This window comes from Xanthobacter oligotrophicus (genome assembly GCF_008364685.1).
In the GTDB taxonomy this organism is placed as follows: Bacteria; Pseudomonadota; Alphaproteobacteria; order Rhizobiales; family Xanthobacteraceae; genus Xanthobacter; species Xanthobacter oligotrophicus.
On the sequence record NZ_VTTL01000005.1, the window covers coordinates 124,707 to 142,769 of the forward strand.

At 69.6% G+C, this 18,063-nt stretch carries 14 protein-coding genes and 1 pseudogene; 9 read left to right on the plus strand and 6 right to left on the minus strand.

The window, feature by feature from the left end; all coding sequences use genetic code 11:
• The first annotated feature begins 53 nt into the window (after positions 1–53).
• Together FZ033_RS09550 and FZ033_RS24295 are read left to right on the plus strand one after the other, a co-directional pair.
• Positions 54–674 carry a TIGR02466 family protein gene (locus FZ033_RS09550; RefSeq protein WP_149575915.1) on the plus strand — a complete coding sequence of 207 codons (621 nt, stop codon included), beginning with the start codon at positions 54–56 and terminating at the stop codon, positions 672–674.
• Between the two features lie 77 nt (positions 675–751).
• Positions 752–997, plus strand: a pseudogene (locus tag FZ033_RS24295) (copper resistance protein CopC); the annotation flags it as partial.
• A 52-nt stretch (positions 998–1,049) separates the two neighbouring features.
• Here the strand turns inward: FZ033_RS24295 and FZ033_RS09560 are convergent.
• Together FZ033_RS09560 and FZ033_RS09565 are read right to left on the minus strand one after the other, a co-directional pair.
• Positions 1,050–3,770 (minus strand): fused MFS/spermidine synthase, encoded by a 2,721-nt coding sequence (locus FZ033_RS09560; protein ID WP_232847411.1) that lies wholly within the window; start codon positions 3,768–3,770, stop codon positions 1,050–1,052.
• Positions 3,771–3,881: 111 nt separating this feature from the next.
• Entirely contained in the window at positions 3,882–5,789 is a 1,908-nt protein-coding gene (locus FZ033_RS09565) for a hypothetical protein (protein ID WP_149575917.1), read from the minus strand.
• Positions 5,790–6,169: 380 nt separating this feature from the next.
• Here FZ033_RS09565 and FZ033_RS09570 point away from each other — a divergent pair, with 380 nt between their 5' ends.
• From FZ033_RS09570 to FZ033_RS24005, 5 genes are all read left to right on the plus strand, one after another.
• A complete protein-coding gene (locus tag FZ033_RS09570; RefSeq protein WP_188079408.1) occupies positions 6,170–7,000 on the plus strand; it encodes a peptidyl-prolyl cis-trans isomerase in 831 nt (276 codons plus the stop codon).
• Entirely contained in the window at positions 6,997–8,013 is a 1,017-nt protein-coding gene (locus tag FZ033_RS09575) for a HupE/UreJ family protein (RefSeq protein WP_232847412.1), read from the plus strand. The genes FZ033_RS09570 and FZ033_RS09575 overlap by 4 nt, the downstream gene beginning before the upstream one ends.
• A gap of 42 nt (positions 8,014–8,055) precedes the next feature.
• Complete coding sequence (locus FZ033_RS09580; RefSeq protein ID WP_210247878.1) at positions 8,056–8,667, plus strand: HupE/UreJ family protein; 612 nt, start codon at positions 8,056–8,058, stop codon at positions 8,665–8,667.
• Positions 8,664–9,278: a HupE/UreJ family protein gene (locus FZ033_RS09585; RefSeq protein WP_149575919.1), complete on the plus strand. Its 615-nt coding sequence runs from the start codon at positions 8,664–8,666 to the stop codon at positions 9,276–9,278. Before FZ033_RS09580 ends, FZ033_RS09585 begins: the two co-directional genes overlap by 4 nt.
• 142 nt (positions 9,279–9,420) lie before the next feature.
• Entirely contained in the window at positions 9,421–9,621 is a 201-nt protein-coding gene (locus FZ033_RS24005) for a KTSC domain-containing protein (protein ID WP_188079409.1), read from the plus strand.
• A gap of 183 nt (positions 9,622–9,804) precedes the next feature.
• Here FZ033_RS24005 and hemA read toward each other — a convergent pair whose 3' ends face one another.
• Together hemA and FZ033_RS09600 are read right to left on the minus strand one after the other, a co-directional pair.
• Positions 9,805–11,094 (minus strand): 5-aminolevulinate synthase, encoded by a 1,290-nt coding sequence (gene hemA / locus FZ033_RS09595; protein ID WP_149575921.1) that lies wholly within the window; start codon positions 11,092–11,094, stop codon positions 9,805–9,807.
• 240 nt (positions 11,095–11,334) lie between these two features.
• On the minus strand, positions 11,335–12,450 hold the full coding sequence (locus FZ033_RS09600) for a linear amide C-N hydrolase (RefSeq protein ID WP_210247879.1): 1,116 nt from the start codon (positions 12,448–12,450) through the stop codon (positions 11,335–11,337).
• A 348-nt stretch (positions 12,451–12,798) separates the two neighbouring features.
• On the opposite strand from FZ033_RS09600, the gene FZ033_RS09605 reads away from it, so the two are divergent.
• Complete coding sequence (locus FZ033_RS09605; protein WP_149575922.1) at positions 12,799–13,197, plus strand: acyl-CoA thioesterase; 399 nt, start codon at positions 12,799–12,801, stop codon at positions 13,195–13,197.
• 29 nt (positions 13,198–13,226) lie between these two features.
• Here the strand turns inward: FZ033_RS09605 and hrpB are convergent, their stop codons facing one another.
• Positions 13,227–15,731, minus strand: coding sequence for an ATP-dependent helicase HrpB (gene hrpB, locus FZ033_RS09610; protein ID WP_232847413.1), 2,505 nt, complete (start codon positions 15,729–15,731; stop codon positions 13,227–13,229).
• Positions 15,732–15,767: 36 nt separating this feature from the next.
• On the minus strand, positions 15,768–16,694 hold the full coding sequence (locus tag FZ033_RS09615; protein ID WP_149575923.1) for a cation diffusion facilitator family transporter: 927 nt from the start codon (positions 16,692–16,694) through the stop codon (positions 15,768–15,770).
• A 249-nt stretch (positions 16,695–16,943) separates the two neighbouring features.
• Here FZ033_RS09615 and FZ033_RS09620 point away from each other — a divergent pair, with 249 nt between their 5' ends.
• Complete coding sequence (locus tag FZ033_RS09620) at positions 16,944–17,936, plus strand: WD40 repeat domain-containing protein (protein WP_232847414.1); 993 nt, start codon at positions 16,944–16,946, stop codon at positions 17,934–17,936.
• Positions 17,937–18,063: the final 127 nt, after the last annotated feature.

Genomic DNA, 18,063 nt, shown 5'->3' on the forward strand with positions numbered 1-18,063 from the left:
GGGGAAAGTGCGCCCCGTCTCCCCTAATTCTGCCGGACCGGACGGGCGCCATCGTGAGCCAGCTTATCGGATTGTTTCCCACCCCGGTGATGCGGGTGCCGGGATTGCTCGAACCGGAGACGGTGGCTGCCCTCGCCGCCGAGGCGCAGGACGCCACCAGCCTCACCAACGCCTATTCCGACCTGCTCTCCCACACCCCCGTGGCGGGCACCGAGGCTAACTCCCTGCACGGCCGGCTCGGCGCGCTGGTGCTGCCCAAGGTGGCGGAATTCGGCGAGGTGCTGTTCGGCGAGGCGCTCACCTGGCAGATCAAGGAAATCTGGGTGAACGTGCTGGAGCCCGGCGGGCACCAGGCCATCCACACCCACGCCAACAGCTTCATCTCCGGCGTGGTCTATCTTACCGAGGCGCATCCCTCCGCCAACATCGTGTTCCACAAGAGCATCGGCGGCACCGGCTTCCTGTTCGGCAACAGCAATCCCAACGCCCGCGTCAACGCCTTCAACGGCGGCAAGTGGGCCATGCCGGAGACGCGTGCCGGCGATCTCGTGATGTTCCCGAGCTACCTGCTGCACGAGGTGCCCGCCAATCGCGGCGAGCGGCGCATCTCCATCGCCTTCAACGCCATTCCCGACCGGCTCGACAATTTCGGCTACGCCATCCGCTTCGCGTGAGCGGGCGGCCTTTTCAGGAGTTCACGATGCAACCCGCCTCCGTCCTCGCCGCGCTTGTCGCCGGCCTCGTCGCCGGCATGGCTGCGCCGGCCCTCGCCCAGTGCGCGTTCGACCAGTCGGTGCCCAATGCCAACGACATTCTGGGCGACGCGCAGCCGGCGGTGAGCATCGACTTCACCGACGAGTTCGAACTCCACGAGGTGCGGGTGATCGGGCCGGACAATGCCGAATGGCCCACCGACTGGACCCGCCCTGCCGAGCAGGTGCGCAAGACCGAGTTTCGCGTCACCCAGCCCCTGCCACCGGGCAAGTATATGGTGATCTGGAACGGATACCTGCGCCGCCATTACCACGCCGACGGCGGCTCCATTCCCTTCACCGTGGCTGCTGCGGGCGAGGCGCCGACGCCGCATCCGGCGGCAGCGCCGCAAGAAGGCGGCGTGCATCGGGTCGGGCCGGGTTCGCCCTATCGAGTGCTTCTAGGAGGCGGCGCGCCGCAGCAGGCTCGCTGACCGCGCGCTGCCGCGCCATGGCGAGCACCGGCGCGTAGGCCGGCTCGAAATCCGGGCTCATGCGCACGATCTCGATGAGGCGCGGGGCGAGCGTGCCTATCACGTCTCGCGGGCCGCGCGCGGCCAGGGTCTGCGCACCCGTCTCCAGATAAGCGTCGCGCGCCCGCCAGTAGGCGGCAAGGCGGCGGCGGGCGTCCGGGTCGGCGGTGTCGAGCACCTCCTCGGGCATGGGGTGGAGCGCGGCGAGGAGGGCGACCAGCCGGTCGGCGGGCGTGTCCGTGCCGGCATAGGCGATGCGGGGCGCGTCGGTGGTGACGAGGGGGCGGTCGTCCGTGTTCACCGGCCCCGGCCCGGCGAAGGCCGCAAGCTCGGGTCGGCCCGCGAGATACAGGCCGAACAGGGAAAAATTCCCGGTCATGTCCAGCGCGGCGAGGCGCCCGGCCAAAGCCGGATCTTTGATGCGGCGCGCCGCCCAGTCGGCGGGATAGGTCTTCGGCTCGCGCCGGCCTATGAGCGCGATCAGCGGCGTCTCCACGCTGAACTGGGCGAGATAGGCGCTGGCATCGGGAAAGGTGTCGAGGAAGGTGCGCACGATTATGCGCAACGTGGGCAGGTCCAACTGGTGCAGCGGCAGCCACTGGGCGAACAGCCCGCCCTCCGCCAGCCGGTCGCGGATGGCGGCGAAATGCTCCCGCGCATAGAGCGCTCCGGAGCCATCCACGGACGGATGGTAGAGGTCGGCGACGATCACGTCGTAGCGGCTGCCCGGCGCACGCACGAAGCGCCGGGCATCGGCCACATGGACGCGCAGGCGCGGGTTACGGCCGATCTCGCCGGCCGAGGCGCCGAACAGGGGGAAGGTCTCCACCACCTCCGGCACCAGTTCCACCCCGTCCGCCCGGAGGCCGGGATGGGCGCCCGCCGCCGACAGGGTCGCCCCGGTGCCGAGGCCGAGGAACAGAGCGCTTTCGGGCGCCGGATGCAGCAGCAGGGGGATGTGCGCCTGCCGGTGGTCCGAGCGCATGGAGGCGCTGCCGCCCATGCGGAAATGGTTGTTCACCTGCAGGTGCCGGTCGCCCGCGCTGTTGGCGATGACGCTGACCGCCGCCATCACCCCGTCGCGGTGCCACACCAGTTCGCCGCCGGGCGGAATGCGCACGAAGCGCAGGGACAGCGGCGCCACCGCCAGCGCCGCCGTCGCTGCTCCCACCAGTCCCGCCGCCATGAGGGACCTGCGCCCCAGATCCGGCAGTACCAGGAGATAGCCGATAGCGATCAGCACGAAGGCGAGCTTGGCGCCGAGCACCGGCAGCAGCAGCGGGCCGAACAGGATCGGCGCCAGCGCCGCCCCCAGCGTGTTGACGGCGAGCGCCGGCCCGACGCCCCCCGCCTTGTCGCTGGCGCGCTGGGCGAGTTCGGTGAACAGGGCGCCCATGGCGATGGTCGGCGGCAGGAAGGCCAGCGCCGCGATGCCCAGCTCGGCGGCAAGCCGGCCTTCGAACGTGGCGGGAAGCGCCGCCCGCAGCATCTCCAGCATCGTGTCGGAGACGCCGAGCAGCGCCGCGCCGAGGAGGCAGGCAAGGGCGGTCGCCACCACCAGGGCGCGGGTGAGGTCGGCGCCGGGACGCCGCGCGGCGACGGCGTTGCGCGCCACCGCACCGAGGGCGGTGCCGGTGAGGTAGGCGGCCAGAAGGATGGCGAAGGTGTAGATGGTGTTTTCGAGGATCTGGCTCAGTACCCGGACCGTCACGACCTCGTAGCCGATACCGAGCAGGCCGGTGATGAACAGGGCAGCGAGGAGGCTGCGCGCGTGTTCCGTTCCGTTGCGGAGGGAAGCCGCTGCTGTCCCAAGCGCAGCGCGTCCTTCCCCCGCGCAGGCGATGAGCAGGGCGGCGCAGGCGAAATTCAGCCCGGCGCAGGCCATGAGCGTCGCCGACAGGCCCAGCACCGGAATGAGCAGGAAGGCGGTGCCGAGGGTGCCGGCCACGGCGCCCGCCGTGTTGGCCGCATAGACGCGCCCTACCGCCCCATGCGTCGCCGCGTCCCGCGTCGCCAACAGCGGCGCGAGCACGGCTTCCAGCGCCGGCAACGTGGCGCCCATGGCCAGTGTCGCCGGCAGCAGCAGCACGAAGGGCAGGCCGAAGGCCACGATCCATTGCCGCAGCGGGCCCGCATCCACCGGTACCAGTGCGGGGGCCTGTTCGGCGGCCAGCGGCGACAGGATGATCAGGGCGAGGGCCCACAGGCCGATCATGCATTCAAGGCCGGCATACCAGGCGGCTGGCTTGGGGCTCGACGCTATGCGGCGGCCGAGGAGCAGGCTGCCGAGGGCGAGGCCCGCGAACAAGGCGGAGACCACGCCCAGCACCGCCACGATCTCATGGCCCAGCGCGACGGCCAGCATCCGCGCCCAGACGATCTCATATCCAAGCCCGGCAAAGCCCGACAGCGCGGCGACGGCGGTGATGGCGCCGATGCGGCCGCCGCCGGCACCGGCGGCCTCGGGCGAAACGGCAGCAGGCGACGAAGCTGTCATCGTGGCGGTCGAGGCCGAGCGGGTATCGGACACGGTGGACTGGAACATGGAGAACCCGGAGTGTCGAAAAAAAGCGAGCCGGGGGCCGTGAAGGCCCCCGGCGTTACGCGGTCCCAAAATCGGGTCCGGACCGGCGCGCCGAAGCGCGCCGGTTCAGCCTCACTTCTTCAGCGAGACGGCGATGGCGCCGTTGGTCTCCACCAGCAGCTTGGGCTGGTCGGCGACGCGGATGAAGATGGGGTTGGTGTGGAACCACAGGTCCGCCCAGCCGGCCACGTCGTAGCTGGAGATCTTCGCGCCGTTGCGCACCACCATGTGCGAGGGGCAGGCGGCGTCCGTGCAGGGCACGAACGGGCCCTGGTCGGCGTTCAGCGGATCCCAGTCGTTCAGGGGGTTGCCCTTGGCGTCGGTCTCGGCCGGGGTGGACGGCGGCAGGTTGCTGCCGAGGGTCCGGACGTACATGTTGTTCTGCACGTTCGAGATCGTCACCACCATGGTCCGCTTCTGGCCGTTCACGGTCCAGTTGTTCGGGCCGAAGGAGGCGTAGATGCCGGCGGTGGAGTTGGTGGCGTTGGTGTAGTTGGCGTTGTCGGCGGCGATGACGCCGGTGACGTTGCCCTTGATGAACTGCACCTGGCGCAGGGTCGGCCGGTTCAGGGGCTCCTGAATGCCGATCTGGGCCAGCGACGGGTTGTTGAAGCTGTAGGGCGAGTTGTTCTTGGTGGTCGGCAGGTTCACCTCGAGGGTGAGCTTGACCGAACGGCCACGCGGAACCACCAGTGTCTGGCCCATCTTGGCGGTGCCGGCAGCGGCGTAGCCGATGACCTCGGCCTTGTAGCTCAGCTCGCCGGTGATCAGGTCGCCCTGCACCGAGTAGGAATTGCCGGAGCGCACGCCGTCGACGATCACGTTCGGGCGCAGGGTGGTGCCGGCCGCGGGGCGCGGCAGGTACAGCTTCTGGTATTCGCCGGGATAGAAATCCTGGGTCGAGGCGGCTTCGTAGATGCTGAAGGAGCCGCGGTTGTGCCAGTCCGAGCTGGCATAGAAGAACCAGTTGCGGCCTTCACCCAGCATGGCGTCCCACAGGCCGCCGACCTTGGCGGCGTAGATGCCGGTGCCGCCGAAGGTGGTCACGCCCACCGAATCGCAGCCCGTGCCGCAGAAGCCGGCGCGGTATTCGCCGCGATTGTTGGCGGCCTGGTGGCCCGGCTGGCTCTCGAAGCCGACGGCGACGGTCGGGCCCGCATTGTTGAAGTCGCGGAAGTGCTCGACGTTGAAGCCGTTGTTGCCGTTGGCGTTGAACACGCCAGCGCGTTCAACGTGGGCGGGCACGTAATAGCTGTCGAGGGGATAGTATTTCTGCAGCCACTGGACGGAGGGAACGGCCTTGTTCTTGTGGTTGGCCGTGCCCGAGCCGGAGCCCGAGGCGTTGGCCACCTTGCCTTCCCAAGTGTGGTTGGGCGCGCCCTTCGAGAAGTCGGTGTCCGAGCGGTCGAAGCGGTATTCGAACTCGGCCACGCCGGTGGCGTCGCCGGTGTCGCCACCGAAATTCTGCGGCTTCTGGTTGCCGATCACGGTCATCGAGGTGTGCTCGTGGCCGGGCACGTTGGTTTCGATGCCGGCATAGAGCATGGGCCGGTTGAGCTCCTTCGCGAGGCGCGTGAGCTCGGGATAGATGATCTCCTCGGCGCTCTGCCAGCGCCACATGGAGCGATGGCCCTGCGACATGGCCACGTCGCCCTTGACCTGGGTCACCGGCGCCACGTCCCAGAACTTGCCGGTGCCGGTGACGGAGCCGTCACCCTCGGGATCGTCCACGCGGCAGTCGCGCGGGCTGGAGCCGCCGTGGTCGGCGGCGCCGAGCCATTCGAGGCCGTAGCTCTGAACCGCCTTCTTCACCATGGTCTCGACCGACGAGCGGCCGTCCGAGCACGGCGTGTGGTTATGGAAGTCGCCGGCCATGTAGCTGTCGGCGAACGCCGGCGTGGACGACAAAGCCATCCCACCGGCCACGGCGAGGACCGAGGCCCCCGCAATCAGTTGATGCGCCAGCACCGCGCTTTTCATTCTCCAACCCCTTTGAATGAAACGGACGTCCAGAATCCGCTGGCGCTCTCCTATCGGTGTTCTGTGACTTCATGCTGAAGCTTTGATGACGCGGGGAAAGGTGAGCCGAAGAACTGGATTGTCGCAGCCGCGGGAAAACACGCCGCGCTGTCATCAACGCGACACCACCCGTTCGCTAGGTCATGCGCCTCAACAGGAAGTCGCAGCCGGAACGCAAGCCTTCGAAGCGCTTGCGAGCATCCGTGCAGGGTCGGTGCGGGGGACGGGATTTGACGTCATCGGGTTTGGAGCCGGCAGCGGCCGATGCAAAGGGCGCCCGGGAAAACGGCACCAGGGACAGCGGCGCGACTGTCGGCGAAGCGACGGCGGGCAGCGGTGGCGTGCTGGGCTTCCTCCGGCGCCTCGTGCGCGAGCCGCTGGTGCAGTTCATGGTGCTGGGCGCGGTCATCTTCGCCGTGCATGCCGCCACCACGCCCTCGGTCAGCAAGGAACGGCTCATCGAAGTGACGCCGGCGGTGCGCCAGTCCATCGTGGATGCCTTCAAGGCCTCCCACGAGGGTCGCGAGCCGGGCGCCGACGAACTGGCCAAGCTGGTCGACCTGTGGCTGCTGAACGAGATCACCTTCCGCGAGGCGCTGGCGCAGGGCCTCGACAAGGGCGACGAGATGATCCGCGACCGCATCACCCACAAGATGCGCCTGCTCATCTTCAACGGCGTCGACGTGAACGAGCCCACCCGGGCCGAGCTGAGCGCCTGGTTCGAGAAGCGCCGCGTCGCCTACGACATTCCCGATCTCGTCAGCTTCATCGCCGTGCCCTTCACCGGCGCCGACGCGGAGGCCGAGAGCCGCGCCGTGCTGAACCAGATCAGCGCCGGTACCGAGCCTGAGGACGTGCAGCTGCGCGCCCTCATCTTCGGACAGCGGCCGCGGCTGACTCTGGAGCCGTCCTTCGGCAAGGACTTCGTGGACCAGATCGTCGCCGGCCCCACGGGCGAGTGGCGGGTGCTGCCCTCGGCGGCAGGCTGGCACGTGGTGCGCCTCGACAGCTTCGTGCCCGGCCGCCGGGTGGAGCTGGACGAGGTGGGCTCCCAGGTGGCGCAGGCGTGGAAGGACGAGCGCCGGCGCGTGCTCGCCATCGCCGCCACCCGAGACCTCGGCAAGGCCTATGTGATCCGGCGCGACGACGCACCGGCGGGCGGCAACCCATGAGCGGAACGGCAAACCCCACCGCAACGGCAAACCCCGGCGCGCGGCGCCGTCCTTTCGCCGTGCTGGGCAGCCTTGCCGCCGCTCTGCTGTGCCTCGCGCTCACGCTGCTGGTGCCGGCCTCGGCGGCGCGGGCACACGAAGCCACCATGGCGGTGATCACCCTGCGCGAGATCGCGCCGGGCCGCTTCATCGGCCAGTGGACCATGCCGCCCGTGGACATGACGCTTCAGCCGATCTTCCCGCCCCACTGCACGTGGGAGCCGCCGGAGCTGGTCTGCGGCGCCCGGGGCCTCACCGGCCAGCTGAGCTTCATGGGGCTCGGCAGCAAGCAGTCGGTGGCCACCATCCGGGTCATCCCCCACGAGGGGCCCATGGAGGTCTATACGGTGAGCGCCGCCAAGCCCACCGTGATGGCGGCGCGCGATCCCGGCACCGACCTCGCCGTGTGGCGGGACCTGGCCGAGACCTACGTCAATCTGGGCATCGACCACATCCTGCGCGGCATCGACCATCTGTTGTTCGTGCTCGGCCTGATCTGGCTGGTGAAGGGCGGCTGGAAGCTGGTGAAGACCATCACCGCCTTCACGGTAGGTCACTCCATCTCGCTCGCCGCCGCCACCTTCGGCCTGGTGGGGGTGCCGGAGCGCCCGCTCAATGCCGCCATCGCCCTCTCCATCGTGTTCGTGGGCGTGGAGATCGTGAAGCTGCAGCGCGGGGAGGTAGGCCTGACGGCGCGCTATCCCTGGACCGTCGCCTTCGCCTTTGGCCTGCTGCACGGGCTGGGATTTGCCACCGCGCTCACGGCGCTGGGCATTCCGCAGGCGACGCTGCCTATCGCGCTCTTGTTCTTCAATGTGGGCGTGGAAATCGGCCAACTCTCCTTCGTGGCGGTGGTGCTGGTGCTGCTGTGGGCCCACCGGCAGGCACAGGCGCTGATGCCGCGCTGGGGCGCCGCCATCCCGGCCTATGTGATCGGCTCGGTGGCCTCCTACTGGTTCCTGCTGCGGATCTGATTTGGGTGCCCCGCGCACCCCTGCTGTGAGAGAAAAGAGCAGATGAAACGCCTTCGCCCGAACGCCACCGCGCTGGTCGCGGTCCTGTTCGCCGCCCTTCCGCTGTCTCCCGCCTTTGCCCATACCGGGACCGGCGTCTCGCTCGGGCTCCTGAGCGGCTTCATGCATCCCCTCTCCGGCGCCGACCATCTGGTGGCCATGGTGGCGGTGGGCCTGTGGGGCGCGCAGCTCGGCAATCCCGCCATCTGGGTGCTGCCGGTGACCTTCCCGCTGGTGATGGCCGTGGGCGGCCTGCTCGGCGTGCTCGGCGTGCCGCTGCCGGCGGTGGAGCCGGTGATCGCGCTGTCGGGCATCGCGCTGGGCCTGATGGTGGCGCTCAGCGCCCGCCCGCCTTTGTGGGTCGCCGCCGCCATGGTGGGCGTGTTCGCCATCTTCCACGGCTATGCCCACGGCCGCGAGCTGCCCGAGGCGGCGGACGCGGTGGCCTATGCGGCGGGCTTCGTGGCAGCCACCGGCCTGCTCCACCTGTCGGGCATCCTCATCGGCGTGCTGGTGGGCTGGGAAGCTGGCGCCAGGGTGGTGCGCGCCTGCGGCGCCGCCATCGGCTGCGTCGGCGTCTACTTCCTGCTCGCGGCCGTGGGTGTCATCGAATGAAACGCTGGCTTCGTCTCCTCGCCGCGGCGGCAGCGCTCGCACTCGCGCCCACCGCGGCCCACGCCCATCTCGTGGATACGCGGCTCGGCGATTTCTACAGCGGCGCGCTGCATCCCCTCACCGACCTGCAGCAGGTGCTGCCCTGGATCGCATTGGCGGTGCTCGCCGCTTTCCAGGGCGCGCAGCGGGCGCGCTGGGTCATCCTGGTGTTCCCGCTGGCCCTCGCCGCCGGCGGGATTGCCTCGCTTTATGTCCCGCTGCCGGCCTTCGGTCCGCTCCTTGGACTCGCGTTGGTGGCAGTCACGGGCCTCGGTGTGGCGGCGGCGGCGCGCCTGCCGCTGGGCGTGCTGCTCGCCATCGCGGTGGTGATGGGGCTGCTGCACGGCGCGCAGAACGGCGCGGCCATGGTAGCGACCACCGACCGGGTACTGTTCCTCTCCGGCATGACGGCCATCGGCTATGGGGTGATCACACTGGCCACTGGAAGCGCCATCGCCTTCCTGCACGGCGCATCGTGGCGGCCCATTGCGCTCAGGGCCGGAGGCAGCTGGGTGGCGGCCGTGGGCATCATGGTGCTTGGCCTCAATCTGGTGCGCCCCGTCGCGGGGTGAGATCCGCCGCGACGCGATCGTGCCGGGTGGCGCGCCCGCGGGCGTCTGGCGCGTGCCGCCTGCCGGCCAAGTTGTAATGGACGGAGGCTCGGCTAAGCTCTTTCCCCAATGCCGAATCGCGGCTGCAGAGGGGAAAAGCGCATTGCCGCATTTCAATTCTACGGCCATATCGCGGGCCGAATACAACCCGAAGACGCGGGTCCTGTCGATCTGGTTCACCGATGGCGGCGGTCCTTACGACTACGATCGCGTGCCGCTGTTCGTGTACGAAGGCCTGTGCCGGGCCGGGTCGAAGCGCAGCTTTTTCAACACCTACATCCTGGACCAGTACGCCGCCCGCTAGAGCGTTTTCCGCTCGCCTTGGCTCGCGGCAATCGCTCTAGACTCCTGTATTGACGCCTTTCTCCACGCGCGCCGGTATCCACTTCGCTCGACAACGCTCCGGAGCACGCCCCGATCTTCAGCCCCGAAAATGAAAAAGCCCCGGACCAGCCGGGGCTTTTTCATTCGTGAAAGGCCAATCGCATCAGCCGCCGGCCACCGGCAGCGGGATGGGCGCGGGGCCCAGCGCCGTGCGCCGGGACGAGGCGGAGGCGCGCTCGGCCACGTGGTCGGCATAGGGCAGTTCCAGCCGCTCCCAAACGTCGGTGAGCGCCTTGGCCAGATGGGCGACGAGCGCGTCGTCGTGGAACGGGGTGGGGGTGATGCGCAGCCGCTCCGTGCCGCGGGGCACGGTGGGGTAGTTGATGGGCTGGATATAGATGCCGTACTCGGCGAGCAGCAGGTCGCTCGCCATCTTGCAGGCCTTGGCGTCGCCCACCATCACCGGGACGATGTGGGTGGGCGTCTCCATGACCGGCAGGCCGGCGGCGGCGAGGGCGCGCTTGACCTTGGCCACCTGGGCCCTCTGGCCGTCGCGTTCCGCCTGGGAGTTCTTCAAGTGCCGCACCGAGGCCGCCGCCGCCGCCGCGACCGCCGGGGGCAGCGCGGTGGTGAAGATGAAGCCCGGCGCATAGGAGCGCACCGCGTCGATGATCAGGCGCTTGCCGGTGATGTAGCCGCCGACCACGCCGAACGCCTTGCCCAGCGTGCCCTCGATCACGTCCACCTTGTGCATGACGCCGTCGCGCTCGGCGACACCGCCGCCGCGCTCGCCATACATGCCCACGGCGTGGACCTCGTCGAGATAGGTCATGGCGCCGTAGCGCTCCGCCAACTCGCAGATGGCGCCGATGGGGGCGATGTCGCCGTCCATGGAATAGACGCTCTCGAACACCACCAGCTTCGGCCGGTCGCCGGCGGCCTTCAGCAGCTCTTCCAGGTGCTCGAGGTCGTTGTGGCGGAAGATGGCCTTCTGCCGGCCGCCGTGGCGCACGCCCTCGATCATGGAATTGTGGTTGAGCTCGTCGGAGATCACCACGCAGTCAGGGATCAGCTTGACGATGGTGGAGATGCCGGTGGCGTTGGAAATGTAGCCGGAGGTGAAGACCAGGCCGGATTCCTTGCCGTGCAGGTCGGCCAGCTCGCGCTCCAGCATCACGATCTCGTGGCTGTTGCCCGAGATGTTGCGGGTGCCGCCGGCGCCGGCGCCGCGCGCCTTCGCTGCCTCGCACATGGCGGAGACCACATCGGGATGGCTGCCCATGCCGAGATAGTCGTTGGAGCACCACACCACGATGTCGCGCGGGCCGCCGGGGGAATGCCAGACGGCGCGCGGGAAATGGCGCGCGTCACGCTCGATCTCGGCGAAGGTCCGATAACGGCGCTCCTTGCGCAGGGCGTCGATGGCGTCGGCAAAAAAGCTGTCGTAGTTCATTCCGAACCCTGCGGCGACTGAGCGACTGGGTGCGGCTCCGACGGAGCCGTTCCTCATTGTTATAAGGTTATGCCGGCACCTTGCTCCTTGTATTGATACCAATCAAGAGGCGAGCAGGACGCGCGGCGATCCGGCGCAAGGCGGGCGGGCGGATCGGAAAAATCCCGCATTGCAGCATCTTGCGCGGGGCAGCCTTGGCCGCCCCGCGCCGTCGGGCCCCCGTGATGCAACCGGGGCGTGCTACTTCACATCCACCGGCAGGAAGGCGAAGGGCTCGGCCGGCTCGAAGCGCGCCGCCGCATTGCCGGAATAGACCTTGCCGCCGGTCAGCGTCAGCTTCTTCACCGGCGCCCCGGCCTTCAGGTCGAGATCGCCGAGGGGCACCCAGAAGCTGTTGGGGCTGGTGGCGGAATCGTAGAAATAGACGCGGTTTTTCTGGTCGCTCACCGTCCGCCACAGGGTGGAGGCGATATTGGGCTGGCCCGGCGTGGTCAGCCCCAGCGGCACGCTCACCGAACGGATCACGCTGGCGACGCTGGCCACCGCCTGGTTGGCATAGGTGCCGTCCGGCACGGCGGTGAGGATGGCCGGGAATGCCTGCGTCGGAATGGCCTTGATGAAGAAGCTGGCGCGGGCGAAGCGGTCGGCCGCCCGGTTGGTGCCGGGCAGGAACACGGTGCCGCCGATCTGCTCCCAGTAGCTGTTGAGCGCCAGCTGCTGGTCGAAGGACGGCGAGTTGGTCATCACCTGGTACTGGCGGCCGTGATGAACCACCAGCTTGCCGCCCAGATACTCGAAGATGGCGCTGTCGCCCGAGGGATCGGAAATGGCGAGGTGCAGCTGCGCGCCCTTGCCGTTGGGCAGGTCCGCGGTCACCACCACGAACGGCTCGGCGGACAGCGCCGCCACCGCCTCGCTCACGGTGGCGAAATTATCGAGCACATATTGCGCCCACAGGCTGATGGAGAGGGCGGGGCGGCCATCCGGCCTGGCGTATTCGGATTCGGCCAGATAGAGCAGGTTGGCGACGAGGCCCTTCTCGTTCATGCCGTCCGCGGTGCCCACGTCATAGCCGGAGGCGATGAGGCTGCCGTATTTGGATACCCATTTCGGGGTGTTCGCACCGGCGGCGCCAGTGCGCGCCATACCCGCCGGGAAGGCCCAGAGGTTGGTGTGCATGTCCTCGGCCCAGTCCATAGACCGGCCGGTGATGACCACGCCATCCGAACCCAGATAGACCGCGCGGGTGCAGGCCTGCGCCACCCCGGCGCCGAGGCCTGCGACATAAAGCGCGGCGGCGGCAAGCGCGGCGATGCGGACGGATCTGAGAGAAAGGGGAGCACGCGCGTGCGGCATAACGGCCTCCGGTTGGGCGGCCGGGCCATTTTTTGAGCGGGCTGCCGGAGCCTTAGGCCCCGGCACCACCGCATCGGCCGCCGGATAGACGGCTGAAAGAGATACCGGCTCCGCCCACACAGCAAGGCGGAGCCGGTCATCCATGCCCTGTCTGCCCCGAAAAGACATGGACAAGAGGGAGATAACCACTACCCCCGGCTCGATTCTCTGAGATGGATCAAATTTGGCGGAAGTCGGTCAGATTTTTGCTATGGACAAAAGTCGTAGCCAGCGCGGCCGCGCGCAAAAGGGCAACAGCGCCTCAGGCGCTTGGCAAGATGGAACGCGCCTCAGGCGCCTGGAGAGACGATGCTCGATAAAGAGGCCCATATGCCGGACGAGATCCCCGTGATCCGGACCATCGCCATGCCGGCGGACACCAATCCCAACGGCGATATTTTCGGCGGTTGGCTGATGTCGCAGATGGACCTTGCCGCCGGCAACGTGGCGGCGCGGCGGTCGCGCGGGCGCGCGGCCACGGTGGCGGTGGAGGCCATGAGCTTCCTGTCGCCGGTGGCGGTGGGCGACGAGGTGAGCCTGTTCGCCCGCGTCGCGAAGATGGGCCGCACCTCCATGCGCATCGAGGTGGAGGCCTGGCGCCGCGCCCGCGCCAGCGAGCAGACCACCAAGGTGACGGAAGCCGTCTTCACCTTCGTCGCCATCGACGAGGAGGGTCGCCCCCGCCCGATCCCGGTGGACGAGGGCTGACTCACGCTCCCGCGCCTCACGTCCCGCCCCTACGTTCCCCTTGGCTTGGCGCGGGTGGTGGGGGGCGCCTCGGCGGGGTCCTCGGGCCAGGAGTGCCTAGGATAGCGCCCGCGCATATCGGCGCGCACGTCCCGCCACGAGCCGCGCCAGAATTGCGGCAGGTCCTTGGTGACCTGGATCGGCCGGTGGGCGGGGGACAGCAGGGCCAGTGTCAGCGGCACCCGGCCGCCGGCGATGGCCGGATGATGGGTGAGGCCGAACAGTTCCTGCACCCGCAGGCTCACCTGCGGCCCACCCTCCGCGCCATAGTCGATGGGCAGGCGCGAGCCGGTGGGGGCGGTGAAATGGGTGGGTGCCTCCGCCTCCAGGCGCGCCGAAAGCCCATAGGGTAGGAGCGCGTGGAAGGCGTTGCTCCCATCGCCCGGTGAAATCTCGGCTAGTGCGGTCTTGCCAATGAGGAAGGGCGCTAGCCAGTCGGCGGCGGTGGCGGCGAGGGTCCCATCCGACAGGTCCGGCCACTCCTCGCCCTCGGCCGCGCGCAGGAAGGCGACGCGCTCGCGCCATTGGGCCGTGGCGGCATTCAGCGGCAGGCGGTGGAGGCCGAGCGCCGCGATGCCCTCCGCCAGCACCCGCGCGGTCGCCTCATTCGCCGGCACCGGACGCGGCTGGGCCGCAAGCACGATGGCCCTCAGCCGCCGCACCTCCCGTGCCCGCACGGCGGCGGCTTCCGTATCGAAGGCGATCTCGGTGCCGGAGGCAATGTCGCCGGCGAACTGCGTCTCCACCTCGTCCGGCGACAAGGCGGCGGCCAGCGAGATGCGCGCGGCCTCGGCCCGTCCGCCCACTTCCGCCACCGCGAGGAAGGGCGCCCGCGCGAGGGCCACCGCGGGGTCCATCACTGCGCCCCGGCCATTGGCGAGGAGGAAGCGGGTGCCGTCGCCACGGGCCTTCGCCACCCGGTCCGGAAAGGCGAAGGCGAGCAGCGCCGCCGGCGGCGGGCGCGGGCCATCGGACCTTTCGCCGCCGCGCTGCGCCATCTCGGCCCAGCGGGCGGCGAGGCGGCGGGCATCCTCGGCCCGGCGGGAGCGGTCACGATGGAAGCCGTCGAGGCGGTGGAGGAGGTCCACGCCATCGCCGCCCAACCCGCGCTCGGTGAGCAAGGCGGCGATCTCCGCCGCCTCCCGCGCCACGCCCCGGTCGGCGCCCACCACCACCAGATGGGCAAGGCGCGGCGGCAGGGGCAGGCGCGCCATGCGCCGGCCCAGCGGCGTCACCGTATCGTCGGTATCGAGGGCGCCGAGCAGGCGCAGCAACGCCTTGGCCTCGCTCACCGCCGGAGCGGGCGGCGGATCGAGGAAGGGCAGGGAGGCGGGCTCGCGCACGCCGACGCGGGCGAGGTCCAGCACCAGCCCGGTGAGGTCGGCGGCGAGGATTTCGGGGGTGGCGAAGGCGGCGAGGCTTCCCGTTTCGCCCTCTCCCCACAGGCGATAGCACACGCCCGGCTCGGTGCGCCCGGCGCGGCCGCGCCGCTGGTCGGCGGCGGCGCGGGAGACACGTACGGTCTCCAGCCGCGTCAGCCCCACGTCGGGCTCGAAGCGCGGCACCCGGGCGAGGCCGCAATCCACCACCACCCGCACCCCCTCGATGGTGAGCGAGGTCTCGGCGATGGAGGTGGCCAGCACCACCTTGCGCCGGCCCTTGGGCGCCGGCAGCACCGCGCGGTCCTGCTCGGCCGCCTCCAGCGCCCCGAACAGGGCCACCACGTCCACGGACGGGTCGCGCACCTGGTCCAGCAGCAGGCTCTCGGTGCGCCGGATCTCCGCCGCGCCGGGCAGGAAAGCCAAGATGGAGCCGCTTTCCCGGGTCAGCGCCCGGCGGATGGCCTCCGCCATCTGCGGCTCAAGCGGGCTGCGCGGGTCGCGGCCGAGATAGGCGGTGTCCACCGGAAAGGCCCGGCCCTCGCTCTCGATCACCGGCGCGGGTGCCTCGGCGCTGCCCATGAGGGCGGCGACGCGGGCGCCGTCCAGGGTCGCCGACATGGCAAGGAGCCGTAGGTCCTCGCGCAGGCCCCGTTGGGCGTCGAGGGCTAAGGCGAGGCCGAGGTCGGCATCGAGGCTGCGCTCGTGGAACTCGTCGAACAGGACGGCGGCGACGCCGGACAATTCGGGGTCCTCCAGCACCATGCGGGTGAAGATGCCTTCGGTGATCACCTCGATGCGGGTGCGGCCGGACACCTCCGAGGCGAGGCGGGTGCGGTAGCCCACCCTTTCCCCCACCCGTTCGCCAAGGCTCTGCGCCATGCGGCGGGCGGCGGCGCGGGCGGCGAGGCGGCGCGGCTCCAGTACCAGGATGCGCCCGCCCTTCACCCACGGCGCGTCCAGCAGCGCCAGGGGCACCCGCGTGGTCTTGCCGGCGCCCGGCGGCGCCACCAGCACCGCGCAGGGGGCGGCGGCCAGCGTGGCGGTCAGGTCGCCGAGAACGGCGTCGATGGGCAGGGGCGTGTCGAACATGGTGTTCGCCCGGTCATAAGGCATGGCGACGATCCGGGACAGGGCGGGAGCGTCCGCCGCTCAGTCCGCCCAGGCCGGATCCGCCGTGAAGGCGATGGTGAGCCAGCGGTCGGGGCTCTCATAGCCGATGGCATCGCCGATCCGGTCGCGGACGGCGTCCCATTCCTCCACCCGGCGCGGCGGCAGGCCGGTGGGCACGATGAAATACAGCTCCACCTGCTTGGCGCGCCCCACCTTGGCGATATAGGCCCGGTAGGACAGGAAGCCGTACTCCTTCAGCACGCCCTTCGCCACCTCATGCACATGGGCGGTGAGGTCGTCCGGCGCCACCAGGAGAATGTCGGTGAGCGCCTGCCTTATGTTGGAGACCGGCATGGGAATGATGACGGCGCACACCAGAGCGAGCACGGCGGGGTCGATATAAGGCGAGACCCATTCGAGCTTGGTGCCCTGCACCAGGTAGCCGCCGCAGAAGGCCACCAAGAGGGCTGCGGTGATGCCCCCCGACATCATCCACGCCTTGGCGTCGAGCCCCACGAAGTCCGATTTGATGCTGCGGTTGGCCTTGGTCTCCAGGACGGCCATCACCGTGCAGGCGATGAGCGTGACCACCGCATAGACGATAGCGAAGTCGAATTCGAGCGCGTGCCCGCCCATGAGCAGGCTGCCGATGGCGTTGACCAGAGCGTAGATGGAGACTGCCACCAGCAGCACCCCGTTCAGCCCAAGCACGATGGGCTCCAGGTGCCAGAAGCCGGTGGAGAAGCGCGCCTTGAGCGGCCCGGCAGCGGCCCGGCTCGACGTGTAGGAGGCGATGAGGTTGGCCACGATCAGGGCCAGCACGCTCATGCTGGCATCCACCAGGGCATAGATGCCATCGAAGGCGATGGAGAAGGACCCGGACAGGATGCCGAAGGTGATGCCGAACGCCGAGATCAGCAACGTGACCATGATCGAGGCGCGAAGAACGCCCTGTTCCGTCTGCATGTATGGTCCCTGAAACCGCTGGCGCGTGCCTTCGCGGGGTGTGATCCTGCGGGTATAGGTCATGGAGCGGGCGCGGCAAAGAGCCGTAGGGCGAACGCGGCCGGCCTCTCCGGCTTGACAAGCTCCATTGCCGCTCGCCCTTCCGGGCCTCCCTCGCGGCGCTCTCCGGCGCCTGCATCCAGCCTTGCGGTCGGGCACGTTCGGTGCCTTATGAGGCGCGTCGATGCCGCAACCGGGAACGCCGCCTTCATGTCCACCGCCCCGTCCAGCCTGACCAGCAAGGTGCAGCCCTTCGCCTTCGATACCGGCATCTTCGCCCTCGCCTTCCTCGATGCGGCAGCGGCCTTCGTGGGCACGGAGGGCGTGGTGCATCTGGTGGGCCCCGAGCCGAAGGCGGTTCAGGTTCACGGCGGCGCCGTGCTCGATGCCGCCTCCGACGGCAAGCGCCTCGTCACCGGCGGCGATGACGGGCAGGTGATGGAGACCCGTTCGGACGGCTCCACCCGCATCCTCGCCGGCCAGAAGGGCCGCTGGATCGACCGGGTGGCGCTGGGACCGGACGGCGTCGTTGCCTGGTCCGCCGGCAAGACCGCCCATGTGCTGCCGACGAAGGGCGAGCCGAAAAGCCTTGATGTGCCCTCCACCGTGGGTGGCCTCGCCTTCGCTCCCAAGGGCCTGCGCCTCGCGGTGGCCCATTATGGCGGCGTCACCCTGTGGTTTCCCAATGCCGCCGCCGCCAAGCCGGAGCTGTTCGGCTGGAAGGGCTCCCACCTCGGCGTCACCTTCTCCCCGGACGGCCGCTTCCTGGTCACCACCATGCAGGAGCCGGCGCTCCACGGCTGGCGGGTGGTGGACGGCGCGCACATGCGCATGTCCGGCTATCCCTCGCGGGTGAAGTCGTTCGCGTTCACGGCGGACGGCAAGTGGCTCGCCACCTCCGGCTCGGGCGAGGCCATCCTGTGGCCGTTCCAGGCGAAGGACGGCCCCATGGGCAAGGAGCCGTCCATGCTGGCCCCGTCCCCCACCACCCGCGTCACCGTGGTGGCGCCCCATCCCAAGGACCCGGTGGTGGGCATCGGCTACGAGGACGGCATGGTGATGATGGTGCGCATCACCGACGCCGCCGAGATCCTGCTGCGCGCGCCGGATTCGGATGCGGTGAGCGCCATGGCCTGGCACCCCTCCGGCGGGGCGGTGGCCTTCGGCACCCAGGGCGGCAAGGGCGGCCTGCTCGCCTTCTGAGCCCGCGCGGCGCCGGGGTGGAACGTTTTCGGGCCGCGAAGAGTGGGGCTGCCTTCAGGATGAACCCTTCCGGTGCGGTTGTGCCTCGTCGCAGCCCTGTCACCGCGCACCGGTAAGCGGCCTTGGG

Bases quoted from the DNA above. Each gene is read 5' to 3' on its own strand.
- FZ033_RS09565 (WP_149575917.1), bottom strand. From the start codon at position 5,789: ATGAAAAGCGCGGTGCTGGCGCATCAACTGATTGCGGGGGCCTCGGTC.
- FZ033_RS09575 (WP_232847412.1), top strand. From the start codon at position 6,997: ATGAGCGGAACGGCAAACCCCACCGCAACGGCAAACCCCGGCGCGCGG.
- FZ033_RS09585 (WP_149575919.1), top strand. From the start codon at position 8,664: ATGAAACGCTGGCTTCGTCTCCTCGCCGCGGCGGCAGCGCTCGCACTC.
- hemA (WP_149575921.1), bottom strand. From the start codon at position 11,094: ATGAACTACGACAGCTTTTTTGCCGACGCCATCGACGCCCTGCGCAAG.
- FZ033_RS09600 (WP_210247879.1), bottom strand. From the start codon at position 12,450: ATGCCGCACGCGCGTGCTCCCCTTTCTCTCAGATCCGTCCGCATCGCC.
- FZ033_RS09605 (WP_149575922.1), top strand. From the start codon at position 12,799: ATGCTCGATAAAGAGGCCCATATGCCGGACGAGATCCCCGTGATCCGG.
- FZ033_RS09560 (WP_232847411.1), bottom strand. From the start codon at position 3,770: ATGTTCCAGTCCACCGTGTCCGATACCCGCTCGGCCTCGACCGCCACG.
- FZ033_RS09580 (WP_210247878.1), top strand. From the start codon at position 8,056: ATGAAACGCCTTCGCCCGAACGCCACCGCGCTGGTCGCGGTCCTGTTC.
- FZ033_RS09620 (WP_232847414.1), top strand. From the start codon at position 16,944: ATGTCCACCGCCCCGTCCAGCCTGACCAGCAAGGTGCAGCCCTTCGCC.
- hrpB (WP_232847413.1), bottom strand. From the start codon at position 15,731: ATGCCTTATGACCGGGCGAACACCATGTTCGACACGCCCCTGCCCATC.
- FZ033_RS09615 (WP_149575923.1), bottom strand. From the start codon at position 16,694: ATGCAGACGGAACAGGGCGTTCTTCGCGCCTCGATCATGGTCACGTTG.